The organism is Oscillospiraceae bacterium MB24-C1 (assembly GCA_030913685.1).
GTDB lineage: Bacteria > Bacillota > Clostridia > Oscillospirales > Ruminococcaceae > Yanshouia.
In genome coordinates this window covers 2405756-2430153 of the sequence record CP133187.1, presented here as the reverse complement: position 1 = coordinate 2430153, position 24398 = coordinate 2405756, and the positions used below count along the sequence as shown (strand labels likewise).

Genomic DNA, 24398 nt, shown 5'->3' with positions numbered 1-24398 from the left:
GAACAATCGGAGGATATGACATGAGTTTTAAAAGGTTACTCTCTATGGCACTTACAATTACTGTGATTTTACAAATGACCATTCTACCCGCGTCTGCATTAGATCTATCTGATGCCCAAAGTATGGTAGAAGCAGAAGCGGCATCTGCAAAATTAGAGGAAAGTCAGAGCGCAGAAAGTGACCGAACTGCTGGAATGGATAATACAGATGTTGCTTCGGCGTGTAATTGTCCGCCTTTAGACAGTGGCGAAATGGTGCAGCATTTAGAGAATTGCCCCGAGAATATAGCTAATGCCAATACAGAAGAAAATGCAGTTGATAATACCGCGCCTGTACAAAGTGAAGAACAGGTGGAATCCGAGCCCTTACCTTCATCAGAAAACGAAGCTTTTTCTGACAATTCAACAGTTGTTCCAGCGTGCAATTGTCCGCTTTTAGACAGCGGCGAGATGGTGCAGCATCTAGAGAATTGCCCCGAAAACACCTCCGGTGAAGCTAAAGACCCTGCCGAACCCGAGGCCCCCTCTTTACCAGAGAACAAAGATATTAACAATGTGACCCCTGAATGTGATTGTCCGCCTTTAGACAGCGGGGAGATGGTGCAGCATCTAGAGGATTGCCCTCTATATAAAGCTGCCGGCACAAGTCTGTTGGGGAAAGATCCTGCACAGCTCTCTCTTTTAGAGCAAGTAAAACAATACGAAGCCATGCAAAGCCGCTATACCTTCCGTAGTTTTAGCATGCGGTCAGCGCCAATAGGACAAATTGGCAGCCCGAGCAACCCGTTTGTTATTGGAGAGTCTAGACATCTACTGGACCTAGCTTATTATGTCGAGAACGGTTCTACATACCTAGACAAGAAATATGCTGACGCCTGCTACGTCATGGTTAATGACATTTCTATGGGTACAGATCGAGTCATCATTGGAACTTTAACCAGTCCATTTAGTGGCACCTTTGACGGCGCAGGATTTGATATCAAAAATTTGAAATATCAGCGCGAACGAGGAAGCAATGTTGGGTTATTCGGCAGCATAGGTCAAGAAGGCGTTGTTAAAAATTTAGGTGTCGTTGATGCTTTTATTGACACAGGGTCGCAGCATCAAGATCCTTGGAGAGCAACAATAGATGAGAACATTGGCATTCTAGCAGGATACTCTGAAGGAACTATTACAAATTGCTACACTTCTGGCGTTATCCAAGGGACTTATATCGCTAATATTGGCGGCATTGCAGGGCTTTCTAGTGGAACAATCTCTGATTGCTATTCCACCTTTGAAATAAACCGAGAGATCATGTCCGATTCAACCAATATTGGCGGTATAGCGGGAATTTCCACTGGAACAATTTCTCGCTGCTACTATAATGGCTATTTAATAGGAGCATACTTTGTCGGTGGTATTGTTGGACGTACCGAAGGCATCGTTTCTGAATGCTATACTGCAGGTGTTATAGAGACTCCTCGGGGTTCAGCTGGCGGTATTGCAAGCGCTATACTTGAATCCGGTAGTATTTCTGACTGTTATAACACAAGTGATATCGTAACCTCTAACGGCTTTGCATTGGGTGGTATTGCAGGCTGGTCTAGCGGCTCGATCAAAAATTGTTACAACCTTGGTAATGTCACTACATATTTTACTTATGGTGGCGGTATCATCGGATACGCAAATGAAACAGCCTCTATAACCAACAGTGTGGCTTTATGCGAGAAAGTCATAAACGGTAAATACGTAGGCGCCGATAGATACAAAAGTGGAGGGGTTTCAGGTATTCCTAGTACGGGTCTAAGTAACTGTTATGCTTGGAGCAATATGTCCGTTGAGGTTTTGCAAGGCCAGAGTATCAATTGTAACGCAACTGGGGTGCTCTCCGAGCAATTTTCTAATATTTTTTCAAACGACTCAAATAGTTGGGTTTTTGTAGATAACGCACTTCCAATTCTAAAAAATACTGGGGGTACCCAGTCCAGTACGTTGCCCCACTGGATTAAATCTTACACCTTTCAAGGCAACGGAACGAGTACTTCCCCTTATTTAATCAAAACCGCACAAGATTTTATAGCCATTGGGTCTAAAGATTCAACCGGTAAATTCTATAAACTAAATAATAATATTGATTTTAACGGCATTAGCCCTTTAATCAACTTTAAAGGTACCTTTGATGGTAATAATCGTGTCATCCAAAACACCACCGGTGCTTTGTTTTCAAAGGTCGAAAGAGGCGCTGTTATAAAAAACTTAGGTGTTGTTGATTGTAATATAGTAGGCGACACCGTAGGCGCAATAGCGAATATAACCGAGGGCTCAATAATCAATTGCTACAGTACGGGCCGTGTAAATGGTGAAACAGCAGGCGGCATCGCGGGTTTAGCCATGTATGAAAAAGTTAAAATAGAAAACTGTTACAGCACATGCGCTATTGAAGGTACAAAATATGCAGGCGGAATTCTTGGACAATCTACTAGTACCATTAATATAACGCGTTGTTACAGCCGAGGAGATATTGCCGGTTATGCTGAGCCCGAAAGCGCATTTTCCACAGGCGGAATTGCAGGTTGGATTGAAAGTGGCGCTATAATGCAATGCTATGTCACAGGTGATCTTTCAGGCGATAATATTGTTGGCGGTGTTATAGGCGGGTGCAATAGCGGAACAATCAGTGCGTCAGTCTATCTCGGCAGGACAATTAGGGTAAATATATATGATCCTGATATTAAAACAGGAATGATTATTGGCGACGACACCAATGGTACAGTTATTGATAGTTATTATTGGAGTAATGCGTGGAATGGGAATAACGAAGAGACCAAAGGAAATAAATTAGACGCAGCCATTCTTGCATGTGAATCGTTCTGGGCGGATATCGGCCTTCCAAGACCAGACCCCTTCCCCGCTTGGATTGCATCCATAGGAACAGGAACTCAATCGGACCCGTTTCTTATTCAAAGCATCGATGACCTTATAAGATTACGAGATGAAGTAAACGACAATCGCGATGATAAGTCGGGGAAATTTTACAAGCTTATAAATGATATTGATATGGGCGAAAAAAGTGTTAGTGCAATTGGAACTTCCTCGACGCCGTTTCAAGGGAATTTTGATGGAAACGGTCATGTTATAAGAAACTTGAATATTTATAGAGGGCTATTTAACTATGTTGGTGAAAATGCTGTAATTAGCGGTTTAGGTCTTGAGAACTGTATAATCAAGGGCAGTACGTCGTCGTTTTATTACAACACCGGCGGAATTGCAGTTTATTCCAAAGGTACTATTAAAGAGTGCTACGTTACTGGACATGTAAGCGGTTACGAAAACGTTGGCGCAATAGTTGCTGAAAACGCCGGAATAGTCTCTGACTGTTATAGTTCTGCAACTGTTTTGGGTTATAAGGTTTATAACTGGCGCAAACCCAACGTCGGCAATATTGTGGGCAACAACACAGGTACAATATCCAACTGCTATAGTACTGGCTATGTAAATTCATCTGGATTGGCTGGAGGCATTGCAGGATATTCGTCAGGTACAGCTGCAATCAATAACTGCGTTGCTTTAAATTCAAAAATTAGTTCTAACACGAATGAAAATGCGGGCCACATAGCCGCAAGTGGTGGTTTTAATAATGGTTATTCCCTGAGCTCTATTAATACAGTGAATGAAGCACCAAATTCACGTGGTTTAGAGCTGTTTTATTCTACAAGCCAAGGCCTTTTAACCGACAAATTTGAAGCTTTTAATTGGACAGAGAGCGGCTTTAGTCTCGACAAGTGGGATATTCCAACTGATAACAAAAAGCTCCCAAAGCTTAAAAATAGTAGCGTACAATATCCTAATATTCATTTGACAAAACAAAAAACGATTGTTGCAAGCTTTGATGCACAAGGCGGTTCAGCGGTAGAGCCTCAGGACTTAGCGGTAGGCGACGCAGTCGCAAAACCAACAGGCCCAATAAGAAATCCTGGCGTACTGGGGGCAGCCGACGAATTCGTAGGTTGGTTCACCGAATCAGAGTGCCTAAACGAATGGGTTTTTAGCACGCCAATAACAGAAAACATAACATTGTATGCCAAATGGAAAATTGCACTAGCGGGTAATATTATTGAAGATATTGAACCTCAAGTTGTTACAGGTGAACCGATCAAGCCAACACCAAAAGTAGAATTTAAAATCGGTGAAGAAACAATAACTTTAAATCCATGTAGTATTAATCATACTCACGGTGAAAATTGCAACAACGATTTTTACTACAGCTACGAGAATAACGTCAATCTGGGGGATACGGCAACCGTAATTGTTAACGCAGTAAGAAACGGTAATTACATAGGAAGCGTCAGTAAATCCTTTGTAATATCCAAAGAAAGCCCCATTATCAGCAATGTACCCCAGGCTAAAAGCATCATTTTCGGTCAAACATTAAGTACCGCCCAATTGACAGGTGGTTCAGCCGTTAACTCGCAGGGGGGTGAAGTGACCGGTACTTGGCAATGGAAAACAAATACCACCACGCCTGTTGTCGGCACCTCAAGCCACGCAGTGGTTTTCACGCCCAATAAAACCGAAAAGTACAGCACAGCCACAGTTGATGTGCCGGTTTCGGTTTATAAATCGACCCCCATTTTAACTGTACCGACGGTATCAGCTATTACCTACGGGCAAAAGCTTTCAGACAGCACATTGTCAGGCGGCTCGGCTTATAATCCGTATAACGATACATTCACCGTTGATGGTACCTGGGAATGGGTAGATAATACGAGCGCGCCTACGGCGTCATCAAGACATAATATAATCTTTACACCTGTTGATGATCAAAATTATAACGCAGTCACAACAACCGTATGGATTGAGGTTGAAAAGTTAATCCCTAATGTAACTGCGCCGGCAGCATCGGATATCAGTTACGGCCAAAAATTGTCCGAAAGCCTATTCACAGGTGGCTCAGCAGTTGATCCACAAAACAACAAATTGACCGTTGAAGGAGAGTGGCATTGGCTTTGGCCCAACACGTTCCCCTCTGCTCTAAATGACTTTACAGCCGTGTTTGAGCCTACAAATTCAGAAAAATACAGTTCAGTCAACGTAGAGGTATGGGTCATTGTTAATAAAGCAACCCTTAGCATAACTGCACCAACAGCATCTGATATCAGTTACGGCCAAAGCTTATCAGCCAGCGCTTTAACAGGTGGTTCAGCGGTTAATGCACATAATAATGCGGTAATCGTTCGCGGCACTTGGGCGTGGAAAGATACTGCGACTGTGCCAAAAGCCGGATCACCAAGCCATGAGATAATCTTTACGCCTAATGATATCGAAAAATACGTCCCAGCCACAGTAACTATTCCGGTGACGGTTTATAAAGTGACCCCCAGTATCACTGCGCCGACAGCAGTAGATATCAGTTACGGCCAAAAACTATCAGGCAGCGTATTTACAGGCGGCTCGGCAGTTAATCCGCTTAATAATGAGCTGATGGTTACCGGCAGTTGGACGTGGGAAACGGATGCCACCATGACTGAATTGGGAACGTCAAGCCATAGGGTCATCTTCACACCCGATGAAGCTGAAAACTACAACACATCCACCGGGAATGTATCGATTACGGTTAATAAAGCGACGCCTACTTTAACTGCGCCGAAGGCCTCAGATATCCGTTACGGGCAAAAATTGTCAGACAGCCTGTTAACCAGCGGCTTGGCATCAAACCCATACAACAGCGCATGGACCATCCCCGGTACATGGCGTTGGACGGATGATTCGATCGCACCCCAAGAGGGATCATCAATCCATACGGTCGTCTTCACGCCTAACGATGCTGAAAATTACAACACCACCACAACAACAGTAGCGGTTGCGGTCGATAGAGTAACCCCTAGCATCACGGTGCCGTCCGCTTCAGAGATCACTTACGGTCAAAAGCTGTCGGATAGCCTCTTAACAGGTGGTATGGCATCGAACCCACACAACAGTGCCTTAACCGTTTCCGGCACTTGGGCGTGGAAAGATACTGTGACCGCACCCAAAGCAGGAACATCAAGCCATGAGGTAATTTTCACCCCTGATGATGCTGGAAAATATAGCGTCGCCACAGCAACGATATCGGTTTCGGTTAAAAAAGCTGTTCCTATTTTAACCGCGCCGGCAGCAACAGATATTTGTTTTGGGCAGACATTATCTGGCAGCACATTAACAGGCGGCTTGGCGACGAACCCACATGATAGTAGTTTGACTGTCTCCGGCAGATGGCTTTGGGAGGATGATACAACGGCATACCAAGCGGGGGAAGCAATCATCCATCCGGTAGTTTTCACCCCCGATGATGCTGAAAACTACAACCCAGCCACAACAGATGCATCGATTACGGTTAAAAAAGCAGTCCCTAATATAACGGTGCCAATAGCAGCAGATATCAGATACGGACAAAGATTATCTGACAGCACATTAACAGGTGGTTCGGCAGTTAATCCACATAATAGCAACTTGGCAGTTACCGGTACTTGGGAATGGGATGATGATACTACTATGCCTGAAGTGGGAACATCAAGCCATATGGTAATTTTCACGCCTCATGATACTAATAACTACAACACAGCCACCGGGCGTGTATCGGTTACGGTTAATAAAGCACCCTCTAGTATACTGGAGGGCTACGAGGTGCCAAAGAATTTATATGCCATAACAAACACTCAAAAAACACTTGAGGATGTTAATCTTCCGAAATCGGATATTGGCTATTGGTCATGGCAAACACCAAAAACAGCGCTAGTCGCCGATGACGAAAACAGAACACAGACTTTCCTTGCAACCTTTAATCCAACAGACAGCACAAACTACGAAAAATCCGTCGATATTCCAGTGCCTGTAAAGCTTACGGAGGTGTTGGTAACATTCGATAGTTACAATGCAGTGACCATCGCTGAAGAAGGTGCAACGGCAGAGATTTCGCCAACAATATCCTTTAAGGGTGAACCACTTTTATCAATGGACGGAATTGAGATTACCGATTTGGTAACAATTCATAATTCTTGCCCTCAGATTGTTGGTTCTGAAATTAACGGCTTGACTTTGATCATAACCGGTAAGCAAAAAGGAATTTCAATGATCGAATTTTCTGTTAATGGGAAGCCGGTATCCCATGTACTGGTGAAATATGACCCGAAAAACTATGCAGGTCACTCCAATAATAGCGATGATGACATTGAGAGCATAGAGAAAATGCTCAATGACATTTTTTCAGGTGGCGACAATATGAGTGATACTCAAAAAGAGATGGTCACCAATATCGCACAGGAATTAATTGCGCTTACCAAAGACCAAAAGCAGAAGCTTGATCCCGATACAATCAAAAATCTTGACCAGCTTTATGGGTTGATTGCCAATATCTCAACAAGCACAACATTAACTGCACCGTCAGACCTTGCTAACGAAATTTCTTCTCCTTCTACAAATGGTCTTGCATTAGCAAGCGGTGAAAAAGATGCAGCAGATGTTGAAGTCAAGCTTACACAACAAACCCCAACTAACTACGTTAAGGAAACGCAAAATGTACTAGAAATAAAGGCGGAGTTGTTTGTAAACGGTATAAAAAAACAGCTTCATTCGCCTTTAATCATTACATTTACTTTACCGAGCGGAACTCAGGCTGATGATCTGGTTATAAACCACTACAAGTCAGACGGCACGCTTGTTGAAACAATTACAAGAGGAACCACACTTGCGCATGGGAAATATACGCTGGAAAACAATGTTATAAGCATGTATGTCTCCGAATTCAGCACCTTTACCTTTATGGTTCCGGTTGAAAAGATATTGCGTTCATCTAGCAGTGACAATGGCCCAAATGAAGAACAAAAAAAGTTTTGGGATGTTGTAGAAACTGCAATTAAAGCTGCACGTAATGGGGACACGGTTAAAGTTAGCGCCAAGTGGTTTGATCAGATGCCCGACTCTGTGATGAGTGAACTTAGAAGAAGTCCCGACGTTACGCTTGTCATTGATTGGAACGGCGGAAAAACCATTACCGTTCCTGCCGGAATGTATCAGGACGAGGATGCAAGTCGGATATACTGGCCGCTTTCTCTGCTTGAAACGCTCTATGGAGATGCGCCGACAAAAACGATTATCACAAATCCCACAACTGGCGGCGTAATTAAAGTGACTGCACCTAAGGAAGCGGAATTGAAAAAGCCCATTACGCCTGAATCCAATGGTGTAGACGCAAGTAATTCTACTCAAAAGCAGCCGCATCCCGAAAAAACTGTAACCATAAACAATTCAGAAAACTCCAGTTCAGCTAATAGTACAAGTATCGAGCTGGTTATGGCATTTGTTCTGTCAATTGTGGCGATTGGCACTTATAGTTGGAAGTTTCGGAAAAAGAAAAAGCTCTAAATAACAAATCTCCCAAACGCAGAACTATAAACTGCGTTTGGGAGATTTTTATGCGACGAAAGGCCAAAAACGACGACCAAAACTACCCTAATATTTTCTAAAGATAACTGAAAATGATCGTCCGACAAGTTTTAAACTCACCACGTAAGTAATAAGTAATCCGTTCCCTCTTCGGTACAAATTACAGCTATGCATTTTACCCTTTAGTGACCACGTATAGAAAAATTATCTATTCTGAGATATTGAAGCCATCCTTTGCAAAACGGTAGAAGTATTAAATAAGCCCGCCTTTTGGGCGGGCTTTTGATTGTTCGACGGCTAAATAAAAGCATCCTGCGTCGCAATAACGGTGACGTCATCATGCCGCTGCAAGATGGATGCCGGAACCTGAGGCGTTATCTCGCCATGCATGACTTTATCGAGTATCTGCGCTTTGTGCGCACCATTTACCATGAGAATTATCCGCTTTGCACGCATTATGTCGCCCACCCCCATGGTTATGGCAAACTGAGGCATAGCGTCGGCAGACCGAAAATGCGCCGCATTAACCGCGCGGGTGTTTTCCGAAAGCTTAGCAATCTGGGTTTTGTCGCTAAATGTGTCGCTCGGTTCGTTAAAACCAATATGCCCATTTTGCCCTATGCCCACCAACTGAAGGTCGATGCTGCCATATCGCTCAAGCAGTGCGTCGTACCGACGGCACTCCGCCTCTAAATCCTCGGCTGCACCATTTGGTATATGGGTATTGGCGGGGTCTATGTCAATATGGTCAAAAAGGTTTTCCTTCATATAGTACACATAGCTGTTCGGATCATCAGGTGCTAGCCCTACATATTCATCAAGATTAAAGGGTACCACGTTTTTAAAACTCACCCTGCCCTGGGCGCAGAATGCTGTCAACTGCTTATATGTGCCGGTGGGTGTTGAACCAGTGGAAAAGCCAATGACGCTGTTGGGTTTTGAATCTATCTGCCGCATAATTATTTCTGCCGCAGCCTCGCTCATGGCGTCATAGTCCTTTACGGTTATCAGCTTCATGGAATTTCCATCCTTTTCAATAAGTGCCAGCCTTGCGTTTAAACGGTCGGGCTTTGTTTTTATTTCTGGCTTGGCATCATAACCTTACCCTTCCATTGGGGCTTTGTCAAGCCCCACCCGCTTTTTGAAATAAACTGTGGTTTCGCGTTTGAGCTTTTCAATCAACTCAGGCATTCTCATGCCATAAGCACCACTGATTAAATGGCAAATAACAAGGGCAGCCGCAGTGAACTGCCCGCTACGGTGTGTTCCGTCATAGCTTTAAGGTTCAGTTCATTTTTTAGCCGCCCTAATTTCTGTTTACATTACAAGAATTTCTTAAAAATTATTGACCGCCTCCGACATCATTGGAATAATTTGTCCGCGCATTTTTCCGCCGTTTTTGACCTCCATATTTTGCAGTCCGTTATAAACGGTAATCGTCTCGGCCGTCTGACTGTTGCGGTACGATTGCAGCAGCCTGCGGAGGATCTGCACTTTTTCAAGCAGGAAGGTGTCTTCCTCCTGCATGCCGTTTCCAATCCATTGAATAATGACATTGACATAGGCATGTGTAAAGAACTTCAAGATAAACACCTTTTCCTCCGTCCGGATAAGGGCATCCTTGCAGGCGTCATCAAAAACCAGCTCGAACAGCTGGTAGATAAACGGAAATAGATATTTTTCTATCGTTTCCTTGCGCAGAGAACGATTGGTATTGCGTAAAAAAGACTTGTTTCTTTTTGCATATTTTATAGTATCCAGCAGTACATTCTGCCAGTTTTTTACCGAAATTTCTTGGAATCCGCAGAAAATATCGTTTTGATAAATCCATTCCAATAGATCATACATGTCCTTAAAGTGGTAGTAAAAGGTCTGGCGGTTAACTTTGCAGTCGTCCGCAACATTTTGCACTGTAATGTTATGAAAGGGCACTTTTTTCATAATTTCTTTGAGTGAATTGGCAAGCTGCGTTTTGGTCTGAGACGTTCGTACCATGAAAATCCTCCCTATCAAACTTTCCACCTAAAATCATTTTTATTTTACACAACAGCCTGTCGGCGCATGTAATGCCCGGCCGGGCTTTTTTATCGAGACCGGCCGGGACATTTTAATGCTGTAGGGTATAAAACCGCGCGTGAAATTACAGCTGTACAAGCGCTGGTGTATCCGCCTTAGCCAGCAGCAGTCCCTTCATTTCTCCGTCCAACTTCACGACCGAAATGGAGAATCCGCCCATCTCCAGAGAGGTCATATAGTTCCCGACAAACGTTTTAACAATCTGAATTCCTTTTTCCGCAAACACATGCGCAACCCGCCGGTTGACAACAAAAAGCTCTATCAATGGCGTAGCCCCAAGGCCATTAATCATAACCGCCGTTTCATCGCCGCTTTCTAACGGGAGATCGGCGAACAGCTTTTCCAGCAAAAGGTCGGTGATTTCATCCGCCGAGCGAAGGGCTTCGCGATGGGTTCCCGGCTCGCCGTGGATGCCCAGGCCGATTTCCATTTCATTTTCCGTCAACTCAAAGCTCGGTTTGCCCGCTTCTGGCACTGTGCAAGGAGAAATAGACATGCCCATAGAACGTACATTGGCAATCGCTTTTTCGGCGACGGCTTTTACTTCCGCCAGCGTTGCGCCAGCCTGTGCTTTCGCGCCCGCAATCTTATGGACCAACACAGTACCCGCAATGCCCCTGCGCCCGCTGGTCCAGGTGCTGTTCTCCACCGCCACGTCATCGTTTACAACGACCTGCGCCACCTCAATGCCATCTGCTTCGGCCATTTCAGCAGCCATCTCAAAATTCAGCACGTCACCGGTATAATTTTTGACAACCAGCAAAACGCCCTTTGCAGCGTCAACCGCTTTAATCGCTTCATAAATCTGGTCGGGCGTCGGAGAGGTAAACACCGCACCCGCGACCGCTGCGTCCAGCATGCCTTCGCCAACCCATCCGGCGTGGGAGGGTTCATGGCCGCTGCCACCACCGCTGATCAGCGCCACTTTATCACACGGGGCATCGGCACGCACGATGACATTGAACCCTTCTAGGCGGCGAACATACTGCGGATACGCCAGTGTCAGCCCCTCCAACATTTCGTCAACCACATTTGCCGGATGATTGATTATCTTTTTCATAATAACGGCCTCTCTTTCATTTTTCATTTATGTACAGCAAGTAAATTGCTTTTACATGCCTCTGTTTTTTCAGGTTCACTATTCCAGATAGGTTTTTACTTGGTCTGTTTCTGAAAGTGCCAGAACCGCATCGGCCCAGTGCCGGTCGGTTTCACAGGCGAGAATAGCCTGTTTTACTAATGGAATGAGAGGAAGGCTCATGCTCAGCTCGTCAATTCCCCAAGAACACAGCAGTCGCACGGCGGCGGGATCACCCGCCATTTCGCCGCACATGCCAACCCATTTCCCTTGGCTGTGCGCCGCTAATATCACTTGATGAATCAGCCGCAGTACCGCCGGATGAAAATAGCTGTAAAGCTGGCAGACGAGCGGGTTTCCCCTGTCCACCGCCAATGTGTACTGTGTCAGATCGTTGGTCCCGATGCTGAAAAAATCGCACTCCTTTGCAAATTGCGCCGCCATAATCGCGGCCGCAGGGGTTTCAATCATAATCCCTACTTCAATGTCCCTCGCGAACGGAATTTTCTCTTCCTCAAGTGATTGCATCGCCTGTGCGATCAGCTGTTTCGCCTGACGCAGCTCCGCCAAGCTGGCGACCATGGGTAGCATAATCGCCGCCTTTCCATATATACCAGCGCGCAGAATTGCGCGAAGCTGGGTCAAAAACAGATCGACGCGCTTCAGGCTGATTCGTATCGCCCGCCAGCCTAGAAACGGATTTTGCTCCGGCGGAATCTCCAAGCAGTCAAGCGGCTTGTCTCCGCCGATATCCATGGTGCGGATGATACAGCGATGATTTTGGCACCGCTCAATAACACGCCGGTAAACGAAAAATTGATCCTCCTCTGTCGGGAGTGTGCTTTTACCTAAAAACAGAAACTCCGTCCGGAAAAGGCCAACCCCCTCATACCCGTATTGCGATGCCTGCAAAAGCTCTTCCGGATATCCAATATTAGCTGCCAACGTGACTTTGAATCCATCTTTTGTAGAAGCTCCAACCGACGCGAGTCGCCGATATTCCTGCTTCTTTTTCTCTTGCGCTTCTATTTTTAATTGATAATTCCGAATCGTCTGCTCGTCTGGGTTGACGATTAGCAATCCTTCCCCGCCGTCTAAAATGACCGGGGTGTTGTCCGGAATCTGCCCACGCAGATCCTCTAGCCCCACCAACGTCGGAATCCCTCTGGATCTCGCAAGAATCACCGCATGGGAGGTGATGCTAGCGCTTTTGATGATGAATCCGGCTGCCTCCTGCGAAAGACCGATAATCAGCGAGGGGTCGATCTCCTCCCCAAACAAAATCGCGGGCGCCTTGAGTTTTGTTTCCTCAATTCCGAGCAGCATTTCAGCAATCTGTGTCCCAGCATTTTTAATGTCATTCGCTCTTTCCCTTAGATAGGCGTCGTCCAGCGCCAAAATCGGGGCTGCCATCTCCTCGCAGCTTTGCAGCACAGCCTCGGGAGCCGAAAGTCCCAAAACTTCAATTTTTTCGCGCACCAGCGATTCAAAGTATGTATCCAAAAGAATCAGGCTTTGCGCTTCCAGAATGGCCGCTTGTTCGTCCTGCTGCTCTCCCCGCAATGTTTCCGCCAGCTTGTCGGTTCGCGCAGCAGTGGCACTCCGCGCGTCATAAAACCGTTGTATCTCCAGCGTGGAATCCTGCTGTTGATAAAGCGCCATTTCCTTTTGAATATCTCGGCCAAGAAAATGAAGATACCCCCGGGCAACTCCCGTAACGGCACCTGTCGCCTGTATTGTTTTGAATTTCGTCACAGCGCGGCGCCCTCCTATTCATGAAACCGCTGTTTAACCAAATCCCCCAGAACCTGCACAGCCGCTTCCTCATCCTCGCCCTCGGCACAAATGGTGATGGCATCATTTTGGCGCAGACCCATCCCTAAAACCATGATAATGCTCTTGGCATCGACTTTTTTCCCGTTTCCCTCCAGCGTGATTTTGCTCTTGAATTTGGCTGCCGCCTTCACCATTTCGGCCGCAGGCCTTGCATGTAGTCCTATTGAATTTGTTAGTGTCAATGTGCTCTGTTTCATCTCATCAGCTCCCTATCCCTTACAATTTACGCAGTGTGTGCGCCCGCTCGGCCGCGTCAGCCACTTTATCAAGCGGTGAGCCGATGGTTGCCTGAATCGCCGCGCTGACAGCCCCTTCAACAATCGGGGCGTCCGCAATCCGCACACGGATACGCGCCGTTTCCTCCAAAAATTCTATCGCTGTTTCGGTGCTAAGAACTGCGCTTCCCAAATCCAACAGAATGACTACTCCGTCGCCGGAGTCCGCCTCTGCAATAGCGTTGCTGATGCGTACGGCGTCGGTGCCGATCTCGCCGTTTGGCAGGCCGCCTGCCGCAACCAGTTTCAGTTCGCTTCCCGCCATCTGGGACGCGATCTCCAGAACCCCTTCAGCAATTTTTGCGCTGTGGGATACAATAACAAGTCCTACCATGAGTTTCTCCATTCCGCCGGTTTTGCCGGCATTTTTTATCAGCCTGAGTGCTTTGATTTAAGCTTTATAATACTCTGTCAGCGCCTTTAAAATGAGTAGTACCGAAGTGGCACCCGGGTCCTGATGCCCGATGCTGCGCTCGCCCAAATAGCTGGCCCTCCCCTTTCTGGCTGCTATTGTCTTAGTATAAGCAACGCCCTCTTCTGCCGCTTTACAGGCTTCTTCCATGCATTCCAAAAAGCTTTTGCTCTGCTCTGTGGCTGTAACAAATGCGTCATAGGCGGGTTTGAGTGCGTCAATCATGGTCTTGTCCCCCGGCTGAGCCTTCCCGCGGGTTTCAATCCCATCCAACGCTTCTTCAAACAACCGCACGACAGCAACTTTATTAATCACTTCTTTTCCTTGCATCACCTTTGAACAGCGCAGAAACGCAGTTCCGTAAAGCGGACCGGACGCGCCCCCAACGGTGGAAATCAACGTCATGGCTGTTGCTTTTAGCCCCATCGACAGATCGGCGGGCGGCGAAGCCTTTAATTTTTCTATAACGGCGTTAAACCCGCGCGCCATATTATGACCATGGTCGGCGTCGCCGATAGCTCTATCAAGGTCGGTCAAAAATTCTTTGTTGTCTTTAATTGTGCTGGTGATTGCCTCCATCGCGCCCAAAAAGGACTTATCCATAAAATCTTCCTCCTGTTTTTATATACAGACGTCAATCCAAAGCCCGGCCGCCAAAAGGTATGTCCAAATTTTTTTGCGGGCCAATGTCGAATCTATCTTTGTTCCAATCCTATTCAAAAAGATTGGCCGCTTATTCTACTATTTTTCTGTGGACAAACATATCATGATATAGCGAGACCCGTTAAATTGTTGTACTGCACCGCAATCAGACAATCCAATATTTATGCAAAAAGCCTGTTCATCAGGTTTTTCACGCAATGGCTAGACAAAACCAAAAACTGTTTAGACAAAACGGCCGGATTGTTCATTTACAGCGATTGTTGAACAGTGCTACGATGTTCTTGTAAAATATTTTGTATTAATCATACAAAATGTTGGACGAAAATCCTGATAATTTTATTTTGGGAGGAATTAAAAGTGGGAAAGTACATTATGGCTTTGGATGCAGGAACCACCAGCTCACGTTGCATTCTCTTCAACGAGAAGGGTGAAATGATCAGCGTAGCCCAAAAAGAATTCACACAGTATTTCCCCAAGCCCGGTTGGGTCGAACACGACGCCATGGAGATATGGTCCACGCAGATCGGTGTGGCGCAGGAGGCCATGCATAAAATCAACGCCTCAGCCGAGGACATTGCGGCCATCGGCATCACCAACCAGCGTGAAACCACCGTTGTCTGGGACAAAAACACCGGCGAGCCGGTCTACCACGCGATTGTTTGGCAGTGCCGCCGCACCTCGGAATACTGCGACAGCCTGAAAGAAAAGGGCCTGGTCGACAGCTTCCGTCAGAAGACCGGTCTAGTGATCGACGCCTATTTCTCCGGCACCAAGCTGAAATGGATTCTTGACAATGTCCCCGGCGCACGCGAAAAAGCCGAAGCGGGCGACCTGTTGTTTGGAACCATCGACACCTGGCTGATCTGGAAGCTGACCAAAGGCAAAGTCCACGTCACCGACTACTCCAACGCATCCCGCACGCTGCTGTATAACATTCAGGAATTGAAATGGGACGAGGAAATCCTAAAGGAACTGGATATTCCTGCATCCATGCTGCCAGAAGCAAAGCCCTCCAGCTGCATCTACGGCGAAACAGAAGCCTCTCTGTTTGGAAGCCCCATTCCGATTGCGGGCGCCGCAGGCGACCAGCAGGCCGCACTTTTCGGCCAGACCTGCTTTAACGCGGGCGAAGCCAAGAACACTTACGGCACCGGATGCTTCCTGTTAATGAACACAGGCGAGACGCCCGTTTATTCCAAAAACGGTCTCGTCACCACCATTGCATGGGGCCTTGACGGAAAGGTCAACTATGCACTCGAAGGCTCGATCTTTGTGGCGGGCGCCGCTATCCAGTGGCTGCGCGACCAGCTCAAGCTCGTCGATAGCGCACCGGATTCTGAATATATGGCAACAAAGGTGAGCGACACGAACGGCGCATATATTGTCCCGGCCTTTACGGGCCTTGGCGCTCCCCATTGGGACCAGTACGCCAGAGGTGCTATTGTCGGCTTGACCAGAGGCGTCAATAAATATCACATCATCCGCGCCACAGTGGAGTCGCTGGCTTATCAGACCCATGACGTGCTCAAGGCGATGCAGCAAGATTCGGGCATCACGCTCAACGCGCTCAAGGTTGACGGCGGCGCCTGCGCCAACAACTTTATGATGCAGTTCCAGTCGGACATTATCAACGCACCGGTTCATCGTCCGGTCTGCGTAGAAACAACAGCGATGGGTGCCGCCTATCTGGCTGGTCTCGCGGTGAAATACTGGGAGAGCAAAGAGGATGTCATCAAGAACTGGCAGATTTCTCGAATCTTCAAGCCCTCGCTGGAAGAGGCAAAACGTACCGAGCTGATTGCAGGCTGGAACAAAGCTGTTAAGTGCGCTTTGGGCTGGGCAAAAAATTAGTCGATAAAATCACATAAATTTAAGAATTGGGGTGTAATCGCATGCTGCCATATATTGCGGAATTTTTAGGAACAGGTCTTCTAATTCTTCTTGGCGACGGTGTTGTTGCAAACGTTACCCTCACAAAATCTGGAATGAAGGGCGCCGGCGCTGTTCAGATCACCTTTGCGTGGGGCCTTGCCGTCCTGCTGCCTGCGTTTATCTTTGGTGCGGCGTCAGGTGCGCATCTTAATCCGGCAGTTACCATCGCGGTCGCAATAAACGGCGGTCTTGCATGGGGCATGGTGCCGGGATACATCATTTCTCAAATGCTTGGCGCTTTCTCCGGCGCGGTTCTTGTTTACCTGCTCTTTAAGGACCATTTCGACGCAACCGAAAATCCAGGAACTATTCTGGGTTGCTTCTCGACCGGCCCGTCCATTCCAAACACTGCCCGGAACCTCCTCTCTGAAGTGGTCGGCACCTTTGTGCTGGTGTTCGCCATCCTCGGCGTCGGAAACGTCGTGGGCGCCAGCAACGTTGGTTTAAACTATCTACTAGTGTTCGGCATCATCGTATCGGTCGGTATGTCCCTTGGTGGATTGACCGGTTATGCGATCAACCCAGCCCGTGACCTTGGCCCTCGCATTGCACATGCGATGCTGCCGATTAAAAACAAAGGCGGCTCCAACTTTAGTTACGGCCTGGTTGTTCCAGTAGTCGGCCCCATCGTCGGCGGCATCATCGCGGTTCTCCTGTTCCAAGCCATTCCCTGGTAGACCCACGCACTTTGAATGCAGGGGCAAACATCGTCTTTGTATGCCCCTGCATTCTTATGGAATTTTTTAGATATTAACATCAGATTCCTTCAAAAATGGGGAGTCAAAAGGTGGTGTTCAAGAAGATGCTGGATGTCATTATAATCGGCGGTGGCGTCATCGGCTGCTCTGTTGCGAGAAGCTTGGCCAGGTATGACCTGAAAATTGCCCTGCTGGAAAAGGCCGCCGATATTTGTGAAGGACAAAGCAAAGCGAATACAGCAATTGTACACGGTGGCTATGATGCGAAGCCCCATACACTAAAGGCAAAGTATAACGTTTTAGGTAATCAAATGTTTGGGACGCTTTGCACCGAACTGGATGTTCCGCTCAAATGGAACACGTCGCTGGTTGTCTGTTTTTCAGAGGACGACATTCCCAAACTGGAGGCACTGAAAAAACAGGGGGAAATCAACGAAGTTCCCAAGCTTCGCATCATTGGTAGAGAGGAGCTACATAAACGGGAACCCAGCCTTAGCCCAAACGCCTGTGCGGCGCTGCTGGTCGAAACTGGGGGCATTGTCTGCCCCTATGAGCTGACGGTTGCAAACGCCGAAAATGCGGCGGAAAACGGCGTGCTGTTTTACCGCAACGCCGAAGTGACTAAAATTGAAAAAGGCGACAGCTGCTGGGTTGTAAAAAGCAAAGCAGGAGCCTTTGAGACAAAAGCGGTTGTCAACTGCGCGGGGCTTTATTCCGACGCCATCAACGCAATGGTTTCTGAGGACGCCTTTAAAATCCTACCGCGCAGGGGAGAATATTACATTCTGGATAAAAAATATGCCGACGTGTTTCACGCCTCGGTCTTTCAGCTTCCGACCAAGCTCGGCAAAGGCATTCTTGTCAGCCCGACCGTCGACGGCACCGTTCTGATAGGCCCAACCGCGGAGGATATTCTAGACAAATCAGACATTCGCACCACACCGCAAGGGCTTGCCAAAGCGTTGAAATTCGGTAGCTTAACCTGGGAGAACATCCCATTGCGTGACGTGATTACCACCTTTTCCGGAATTCGCGCCCACAGCGACAGAGACGATTTCATTCTGGGTGAAGCGCCGGATGCGCCGCTATTTTTCAACGCAAGCGGCATCGAATCCCCCGGTCTGACCTCCTCGCCCGCAATTGCGCGCGATCTCGCCGATCTGGTGGCCGAGCGATTGGACGCTAAGGAGAATCCAAACTTCAACCCCATTCGGAAAGCGATTCCGAAGTTTAGGGAGATGGATGATCTGGAACGCGCCAAGGCAATTGCCGCCAATCCGGACTATGCTAAAATTGTGTGCCGCTGTGAAACGGTAACCGAGGCAGAAATCCGCGAGGCGATTCGCAGGCCGGTGGGTGCGCAGACAATTGATGGCATTAAGCGGCGGACACGCGCTGGAATGGGACGGTGTCAGGCAGGCTTCTGTACGCCCAGAACCATTCAGATTCTGTGCGAGGAACTGAACCTGTCGCCGCTGGAAATCACGAAATTCGGGGAAGACTCCAAACTGCTGCACAGCTATTTGTTTGGAAAGGGGGAACAGCGCCATGCGTAAAGTCGATCTGTTGATAATCGGCGGCGGGCCTGCCGGTTTGGCTGCTGCTGTTTCCGCCTATGAGCAAGGCTGTCGCGATATTCTGATTTTGGAACGCGAAGATACGCTGGGCGGAATCCTCCGTCAATGCATCCACAACGGGTTTGGGCTGCATACCTTTCAGCAAGAGCTGACCGGGCCTGAATATGCGCAGAAGTATATCGACCGGGTGATTGATTATCAAATCCCCTATCAGTGCAACACAATGGTCATTGAAATCACCAAGGAGAAGCAGGTGACCGCCGTCAATCGCTCAAACGGGCTTCAGCACTTTCAGGCAAAGGCCATCATACTGGCCATGGGATGCCGAGAGCGTCCCCGTGGGGCACTTGCCATCCCCGGCTGGCGGTGCTCAGGGATATATACGGCGGGCACCGCCCAGAAGTTTGTGAACCTTGAAGGCATCATGCCCGGTGCGCGCGTCGTGATTTTAGGCTCGGGCGATATCGGCCTGATTATGGCAAGAAGAATGACGTTCATGGGAGCGAAGGTGCTCGCCTGCGTCGAGCTACTGCCGTTTTCCTCGGGGTTAAAGCGCAATATCGTGCAGTGCCTTGACGATTATGACATTCCGCTCCTCTTAAACCACACGGTGGTGGATATTGCAGGACGCGAGCGGCTAGAGGGTGTAACGGTTGCGCAGGTCGACCCCGAAACCAAGCGGCCAATTGCCGGCACCGAACAATATTACGCCTGCGATACGCTGTTGCTTTCGGTCGGACTGATTCCAGAAAATGAGCTTAGCCGAATGGCTGGAATTGACCTGTGCGCAGACACCGGCGGCCCTTCGGTGGATGAGAACCTGCAAACCTCTGTATCAGGTGTTTTCTCCTGCGGCAATGTCCTGCACGTGCACGATCTAGTCGATTTTGTCTCGGAAGAAGCCGCAAAGGCCGGCGCAAAAGCATGGCGTTACATCACGGACACCTTAGATAAAAACCTAAAATCCATGCCAATCATCAGTGGGTTTGGCGTATCGGGCGCTGTACCGCAGAAAATTCATGTGGGTAATGCCGATCAACCGGTCACACTCATGTTCCGCCCCAAGAATGTCTATAAAAATGCAAAGGTTTGTGTAACGGCGGGAGAAAAAGAGATCTACCGACATTCTAGTCGCATCCTGACCCCGGGCGAAATGGTCAGTTTAAAGCTCACCCCAGAAGCGCTCAGACAGATTTCAGATGCTGAGAATCTCACCGTGAAAGTGGAGGCGTCGTAGCATGCTAAAAGAAATCACATGTATCGGCTGTCCGATAGGCTGCCGTATTTCAGCGGTTCTGGAAAATGGCGAAATCCAGTCAATCAGCGGGTATAGCTGCAATGTCGGGAAAAAATATGCGCAAGAGGAGCTGACCGCACCCAAAAGAATGGTGACAGCGCTCATGACGGTGCGGGGTAGCCGCCATCCGCTGCCGGTCAAAACCTCCCAACCAATTGATAAATCCAAAATTTTCGACTGTTTAAACGAAATTGCAGGGCATACGGTTTCCCTGCCGGTGCATATCGGGGATGTTGTGCTACCCGGCGTGTGCGGCTCTAACGTAAATATCGTCGCGACAAAAGAACTGCTGTAAAAAGACATAACAGAGCGGCCTGCATCATGCAGACCGCTCGTTTATTTTTATCGTTTTAATGTAAATTTTTTTTCTGTCCTATTTTTCAGGCGCTCAATATTGGCGCTGTGCTTATAGATCAGCAAGCTGGAGAACACCGCTGCCAGAGCGGTCGTAATCCACAAATAAGAAAGCGGAAGCGTGCCGTAAGGCGAACTGCCGATGCGGTAATCCCAGAAAGAAAGAATCAGACAATGCGCCAACGGAAAGCTAAACGCCGCAATGATTGAGGAAAGCGAGACAATTTTTGAGACCGTGAACACAACCGCAAACACAATAAAAACAACCGAAAACACCCGCCAGTCAAAAAAAGCGACCACCGCGGCAGAGGTCAGAATCCCTTTCCCGCCTTTAAAATGAAAATAAAGCGGATAGACATGCCCGATTACGCACATCAGCCCGGCGATCAGCACGCCGTACTGCTGAAAATAGGCGGGCGTGCCGCTTTGCTGGCAATAGTACTGAAAAATCACCCTGCCCACTATAACGGATGCCGCTCCTTTCAAAAAATCAAACAAGAGCGTCAAAACACCCGCTTGCCACCCGACCGAGCGCAGCACATTTGTCAGTCCGGCGTTGCCGCTGCCGAGCGTTCGGATGTCCACATCATAAAAAATCCGCGTAAATAGAATCGAAAAACTGATGCTTCCGATTAGATATGCAAAGCCGGACGAAAGCAGCACCAAAACCCAGAATAACCCTGCGTTATACATGAAATCTTCCTCCTTGTCCGTTTGGTATGCGGGTATGTCACCGGCTTATCCATTTCTATTATTATATTATTTAGCCGCAAAGTATTCGGCTTTCTCGGTTTCTTATGAAAAACCATAACCACTGAAATTTCAGATTGCCTTTTGCAGCGTATCAGCCACATCTCAGGGTTCTATGTAAACAAAAAAACCACCGCGCGAACATGTCTGCGTGGTGGTTTGCTTTAATATTTATCTATACAATGCGATAGCCCCTAATCAACGATGCCTTTTTTCTTCATCCATGCGGGTAAATCCTCAGATTTAAGCCCATTGTAGCGGCAGCGCTTATAGCGGCAATCCGCACAGATACCCTTGTTACCATCAACAGGGGGCTCGCCCTTAATCTCATCCTCAAGGTATGCAACCAGCGCCTTGATCTGTGCCTCCTCGCCTTCAACAGCAAGGGTTACGGCGCCTTCGTTGCCCCCAACACCGCCACAACAAACCAAAACACCAGAAAGGCCGAACATCATCTTAATCGCTTCTAGCTCGGTAACCACCATGGTGTTAGAAAGACAGTACATGCCAAAATCGGCACCCATCGAGATGTCGATGTTTTGTGCGCCCACTGCCCGGCAAGCTTCCGGAACGGAGGGCACCAGCTTTTCCAGCCCTACCGGCGTGATGTACTTTAAACCATTGGAGGTGACAGGCCCGATCACGCGGGGGATGGTGCCGCCGTCAAATCCAGCAGTGACGACGCCGACGTTCCCCTGCATATCAACAGCATTCGCGCCCTTGACGACAACGGTTTGGGCATGAAAATCGCTCAGTGCTTCGACAAGGGTCTTTTCCACAGCCTCGCCCTTATAAAACACATTGGGGAAGCTCTTGCGGCTGGCGGGGTGGGTGACACAAAGCAAGCCGTCGGTGCTTAAGCCCACCGTACATTTGGCGGGGTCGAGGCCTTCGCGGCCGAGCAGTTCCTGTGCGATGAAAGCATTGGTCGTGCCACCGGCCAGCAGAACATAGGCAGATTCCCAAGCTTTTTTGAATGCCGGCATCTGGACAATCGCCTTGGCGATAAGGCGTCTGGATTCGGCGGATGTAAGTGTGAACACTGTTTTCATCTCGTTGACCTCCTTATATGTTTCAAAGTTTACTGCTTTTCCGGGTGAAGCTTCAGGTCGACAACGGGGTTGACCAGCGGCTCCATGACAAAGCCGTCCGGGCCATAGATTCGGCATTCGGCAGTGTCGCCATCCTGAATATGAAAGGCGCGGGGCGTGCCGGTGGAAAGAATATCACCGGGCAACCAGCCCTGCATATGCGAGACAAGGCTAACCAGACGGGCGGGCTTGTGGGTCATGTTACGGACAATGTTTTTGGCGTGGATTTCACCATTATGAACCGACTGAACCTCCAGAGCCAACACGTCTTCCACCTCGTCGGGGGTGACAAGCTGCGGGCCAAAGCTAAAGAAGGTATCAAAGCCCTTAACCAGCGTCAAAAAGCGGGGATTCTGACGTAAAATCGACTCTTCGGTCATGTCCAGCACGGTAGTATAGCCGACGATATAATCCTTCCAGTCCTTTTCCTCGATGAATTTACAAGCCTTGCCGATGATGATTCCAAGTTCGGCCTCGGCGGTCGATTTCTGCGCTTCAGGCAATGCCGGAATCTTAATGTCGCTACCCGGCCCGGTAATGCAAGAGGCGGGCTTATAAAAGCTGCCCGGGAAACCAACCGGCGCATTCTCGCCTAGATCTCCAGCGTGGTCGGCGTAGTTGAGGCCGATGCCAAAAATGCGCGGCGGGTTGCGGTAAAGCGGGCCATAGATAACCTTGTCGTATGTAACGGTTCCAGGGAGCTTTTCCAGCTCCGCCTTGCCGCCTTCATTATACCATGCAGTCAGCCCGGGAATCTGTTCGGCACAGATTAGCTCATACATTTCGGTTTTCCATGCGGTACCCTTGGCGGCGTTCAGCGCGGTGATCGGGAATATGCCGGTGGCGGTGACAATACCGGCAATTTCTGCGCCGTCCTGCTTAATGGTCGCAAGTCTCATTGTAAATCTCTCCTTCTATATATCAGTTTGGGCTAAACAATCCGTCCAACCACATCGCCATTTCCGAGAAAAGCGATGACATTTTCCGCTGCAATTTTTGACACACGGGCGGCGGCTTCAATCGTAGTGGGGGCATAATGCGGCGTCAGGATAACATTGGGCATCGAAAACAGCGGGCTAGCGGGGTCACAGGGCTCTTTTTCGGTCACGTCCAGACCAGCGCCACGGATTTTTCCATCTTGTAGCGCCCGAATCAGTGCAGACTCATCCACCAGTGGCCCACGTCCGCAGTTGATGAAAATGGCATCCGGTTTCATCATATCAAACTCCCGTTGCCCAACGCTGCGGAAGGTCTCCTGACAAAGCACACAGTGCAGCGAAATAAAATCAGATTCTTTAAAGATGCGATCCCTGTCGGAAATAAGTTCACAACCTAGTGGTACCTCCGAGATATAGGGGTCGTATACCAGCACCCTCATGCCAAAGCCACCTGCCGCTATTTGGGCGAATCGGCTACCGATTTGCCCACAGCCGATAAGCCCCAGCGTCTTGCCGGAAACCTCCACACCGGGCGCACAATTTTTAGCTGCAAAACCGATCTCCCGATATTGGTCGGGTACATGGGGAATGTTCTTGGAAAGAGCCAACATGAGGGAAACGGCATGCTCCGCGACCGAAAGGCTGTTCGCACTTGGGGTAATGGTCACCGCAACGCCAGCCTCTTTTGCCGCGTTTAGATCAATATTATCAAGGCCAACGCCATGCTTGGCGATGATTTTGAGCCGAGGGGCGTCGCTGATGATTTCCGCAGGCATATCCAGAATGCGCACAATCACCGCATCGGCGTCCTTTATTTTTTCAGCCAGCTCGGACTGCTCCCTTGTTTCCATCCGGATAATGGTATGTCCGGCCTTTTCCAACAGGGACGGGCCAACAGAGTCAATCTGTTCGGTAATCAGAATATTTGCCATAGCCGTCAATCTCCTTTCGGCAGCTTTTTGTAGCTGCCGCTCCATAAATTAACGGTATCATGTTTTTACCGCCTTGTAAAAGATGAT

General features: G+C 48.4%; 17 protein-coding genes. 6 read left to right on the top strand and 11 right to left on the bottom strand.

Annotated elements, in window-relative coordinates; translation table 11 throughout:
* The first annotated feature begins 20 nt into the window (after positions 1-20).
* Positions 21-8381: an InlB B-repeat-containing protein gene (locus tag RBH76_11530; GenBank protein ID WMJ83352.1), complete on the top strand. Its 8361-nt coding sequence runs from the start codon at positions 21-23 to the stop codon at positions 8379-8381.
* Between the two features lie 318 nt (positions 8382-8699).
* Here RBH76_11530 and nagB read toward each other — a convergent pair whose 3' ends face one another.
* The 7 genes from nagB to dhaL form a co-directional block, all read right to left on the bottom strand.
* Complete coding sequence (nagB, locus tag RBH76_11525) at positions 8700-9419, bottom strand: glucosamine-6-phosphate deaminase (GenBank protein ID WMJ83351.1); 720 nt, start codon at positions 9417-9419, stop codon at positions 8700-8702.
* A 318-nt stretch (positions 9420-9737) separates the two neighbouring features.
* Positions 9738-10397: a TetR/AcrR family transcriptional regulator C-terminal domain-containing protein gene (locus RBH76_11520; GenBank protein ID WMJ83350.1), complete on the bottom strand. Its 660-nt coding sequence runs from the start codon at positions 10395-10397 to the stop codon at positions 9738-9740.
* 145 nt (positions 10398-10542) lie between these two features.
* Positions 10543-11538, bottom strand: a complete 996-nt coding sequence (dhaK, locus tag RBH76_11515) for a dihydroxyacetone kinase subunit DhaK (GenBank protein WMJ83349.1) — start codon at positions 11536-11538, stop codon at positions 10543-10545.
* 78 nt (positions 11539-11616) lie between these two features.
* Positions 11617-13311 carry a phosphoenolpyruvate--protein phosphotransferase gene (gene ptsP, locus RBH76_11510; protein WMJ83348.1) on the bottom strand — a complete coding sequence of 565 codons (1695 nt, stop codon included), beginning with the start codon at positions 13309-13311 and terminating at the stop codon, positions 11617-11619.
* Between the two features lie 14 nt (positions 13312-13325).
* Positions 13326-13589, bottom strand: a complete 264-nt coding sequence (locus RBH76_11505; protein WMJ83347.1) for an HPr family phosphocarrier protein — start codon at positions 13587-13589, stop codon at positions 13326-13328.
* 19 nt (positions 13590-13608) lie between these two features.
* A complete protein-coding gene (gene dhaM / locus RBH76_11500) occupies positions 13609-14001 on the bottom strand; it encodes a dihydroxyacetone kinase phosphoryl donor subunit DhaM (GenBank protein WMJ83346.1) in 393 nt (130 codons plus the stop codon).
* Between the two features lie 57 nt (positions 14002-14058).
* Positions 14059-14682: a dihydroxyacetone kinase subunit DhaL gene (gene dhaL / locus RBH76_11495; GenBank protein ID WMJ83345.1), complete on the bottom strand. Its 624-nt coding sequence runs from the start codon at positions 14680-14682 to the stop codon at positions 14059-14061.
* Between the two features lie 417 nt (positions 14683-15099).
* Here dhaL and glpK point away from each other — a divergent pair, with 417 nt between their 5' ends.
* From glpK to RBH76_11470, 5 genes are all read left to right on the top strand, one after another.
* Positions 15100-16593, top strand: a complete 1494-nt coding sequence (gene glpK / locus RBH76_11490; GenBank protein WMJ83344.1) for a glycerol kinase GlpK — start codon at positions 15100-15102, stop codon at positions 16591-16593.
* Positions 16594-16634: 41 nt separating this feature from the next.
* The gene (locus RBH76_11485) at positions 16635-17351 is read left to right on the top strand and encodes an MIP/aquaporin family protein (GenBank protein WMJ83343.1); all 717 of its coding nucleotides are present in this window, start codon (positions 16635-16637) and stop codon (positions 17349-17351) included.
* A 125-nt stretch (positions 17352-17476) separates the two neighbouring features.
* Positions 17477-18928 (top strand): NAD(P)/FAD-dependent oxidoreductase, encoded by a 1452-nt coding sequence (locus RBH76_11480; protein ID WMJ85229.1) that lies wholly within the window; start codon positions 17477-17479, stop codon positions 18926-18928.
* Entirely contained in the window at positions 18921-20186 is a 1266-nt protein-coding gene (locus RBH76_11475) for an FAD-dependent oxidoreductase (protein WMJ83342.1), read from the top strand. Before RBH76_11480 ends, RBH76_11475 begins: the two co-directional genes overlap by 8 nt.
* Before the next feature lies 1 nt (position 20187).
* The gene (locus RBH76_11470; GenBank protein ID WMJ83341.1) at positions 20188-20541 is read left to right on the top strand and encodes a DUF1667 domain-containing protein; all 354 of its coding nucleotides are present in this window, start codon (positions 20188-20190) and stop codon (positions 20539-20541) included.
* Positions 20542-20588: 47 nt separating this feature from the next.
* On the opposite strand, the gene plsY is transcribed toward RBH76_11470, so the two are convergent.
* The 4 genes from plsY to RBH76_11450 all read right to left on the bottom strand — a co-directional run bounded on the left by plsY (position 20589) and on the right by RBH76_11450 (position 24311).
* Positions 20589-21293 carry a glycerol-3-phosphate 1-O-acyltransferase PlsY gene (plsY, locus tag RBH76_11465; protein ID WMJ83340.1) on the bottom strand — a complete coding sequence of 235 codons (705 nt, stop codon included), beginning with the start codon at positions 21291-21293 and terminating at the stop codon, positions 20589-20591.
* Between the two features lie 251 nt (positions 21294-21544).
* Complete coding sequence (locus RBH76_11460) at positions 21545-22402, bottom strand: hypothetical protein (GenBank protein WMJ83339.1); 858 nt, start codon at positions 22400-22402, stop codon at positions 21545-21547.
* Positions 22403-22431: 29 nt separating this feature from the next.
* Positions 22432-23340 (bottom strand): fumarylacetoacetate hydrolase family protein, encoded by a 909-nt coding sequence (locus RBH76_11455; protein WMJ83338.1) that lies wholly within the window; start codon positions 23338-23340, stop codon positions 22432-22434.
* Positions 23341-23372: 32 nt separating this feature from the next.
* Positions 23373-24311 carry a hydroxyacid dehydrogenase gene (locus tag RBH76_11450; GenBank protein WMJ83337.1) on the bottom strand — a complete coding sequence of 313 codons (939 nt, stop codon included), beginning with the start codon at positions 24309-24311 and terminating at the stop codon, positions 23373-23375.
* Positions 24312-24398: the final 87 nt, after the last annotated feature.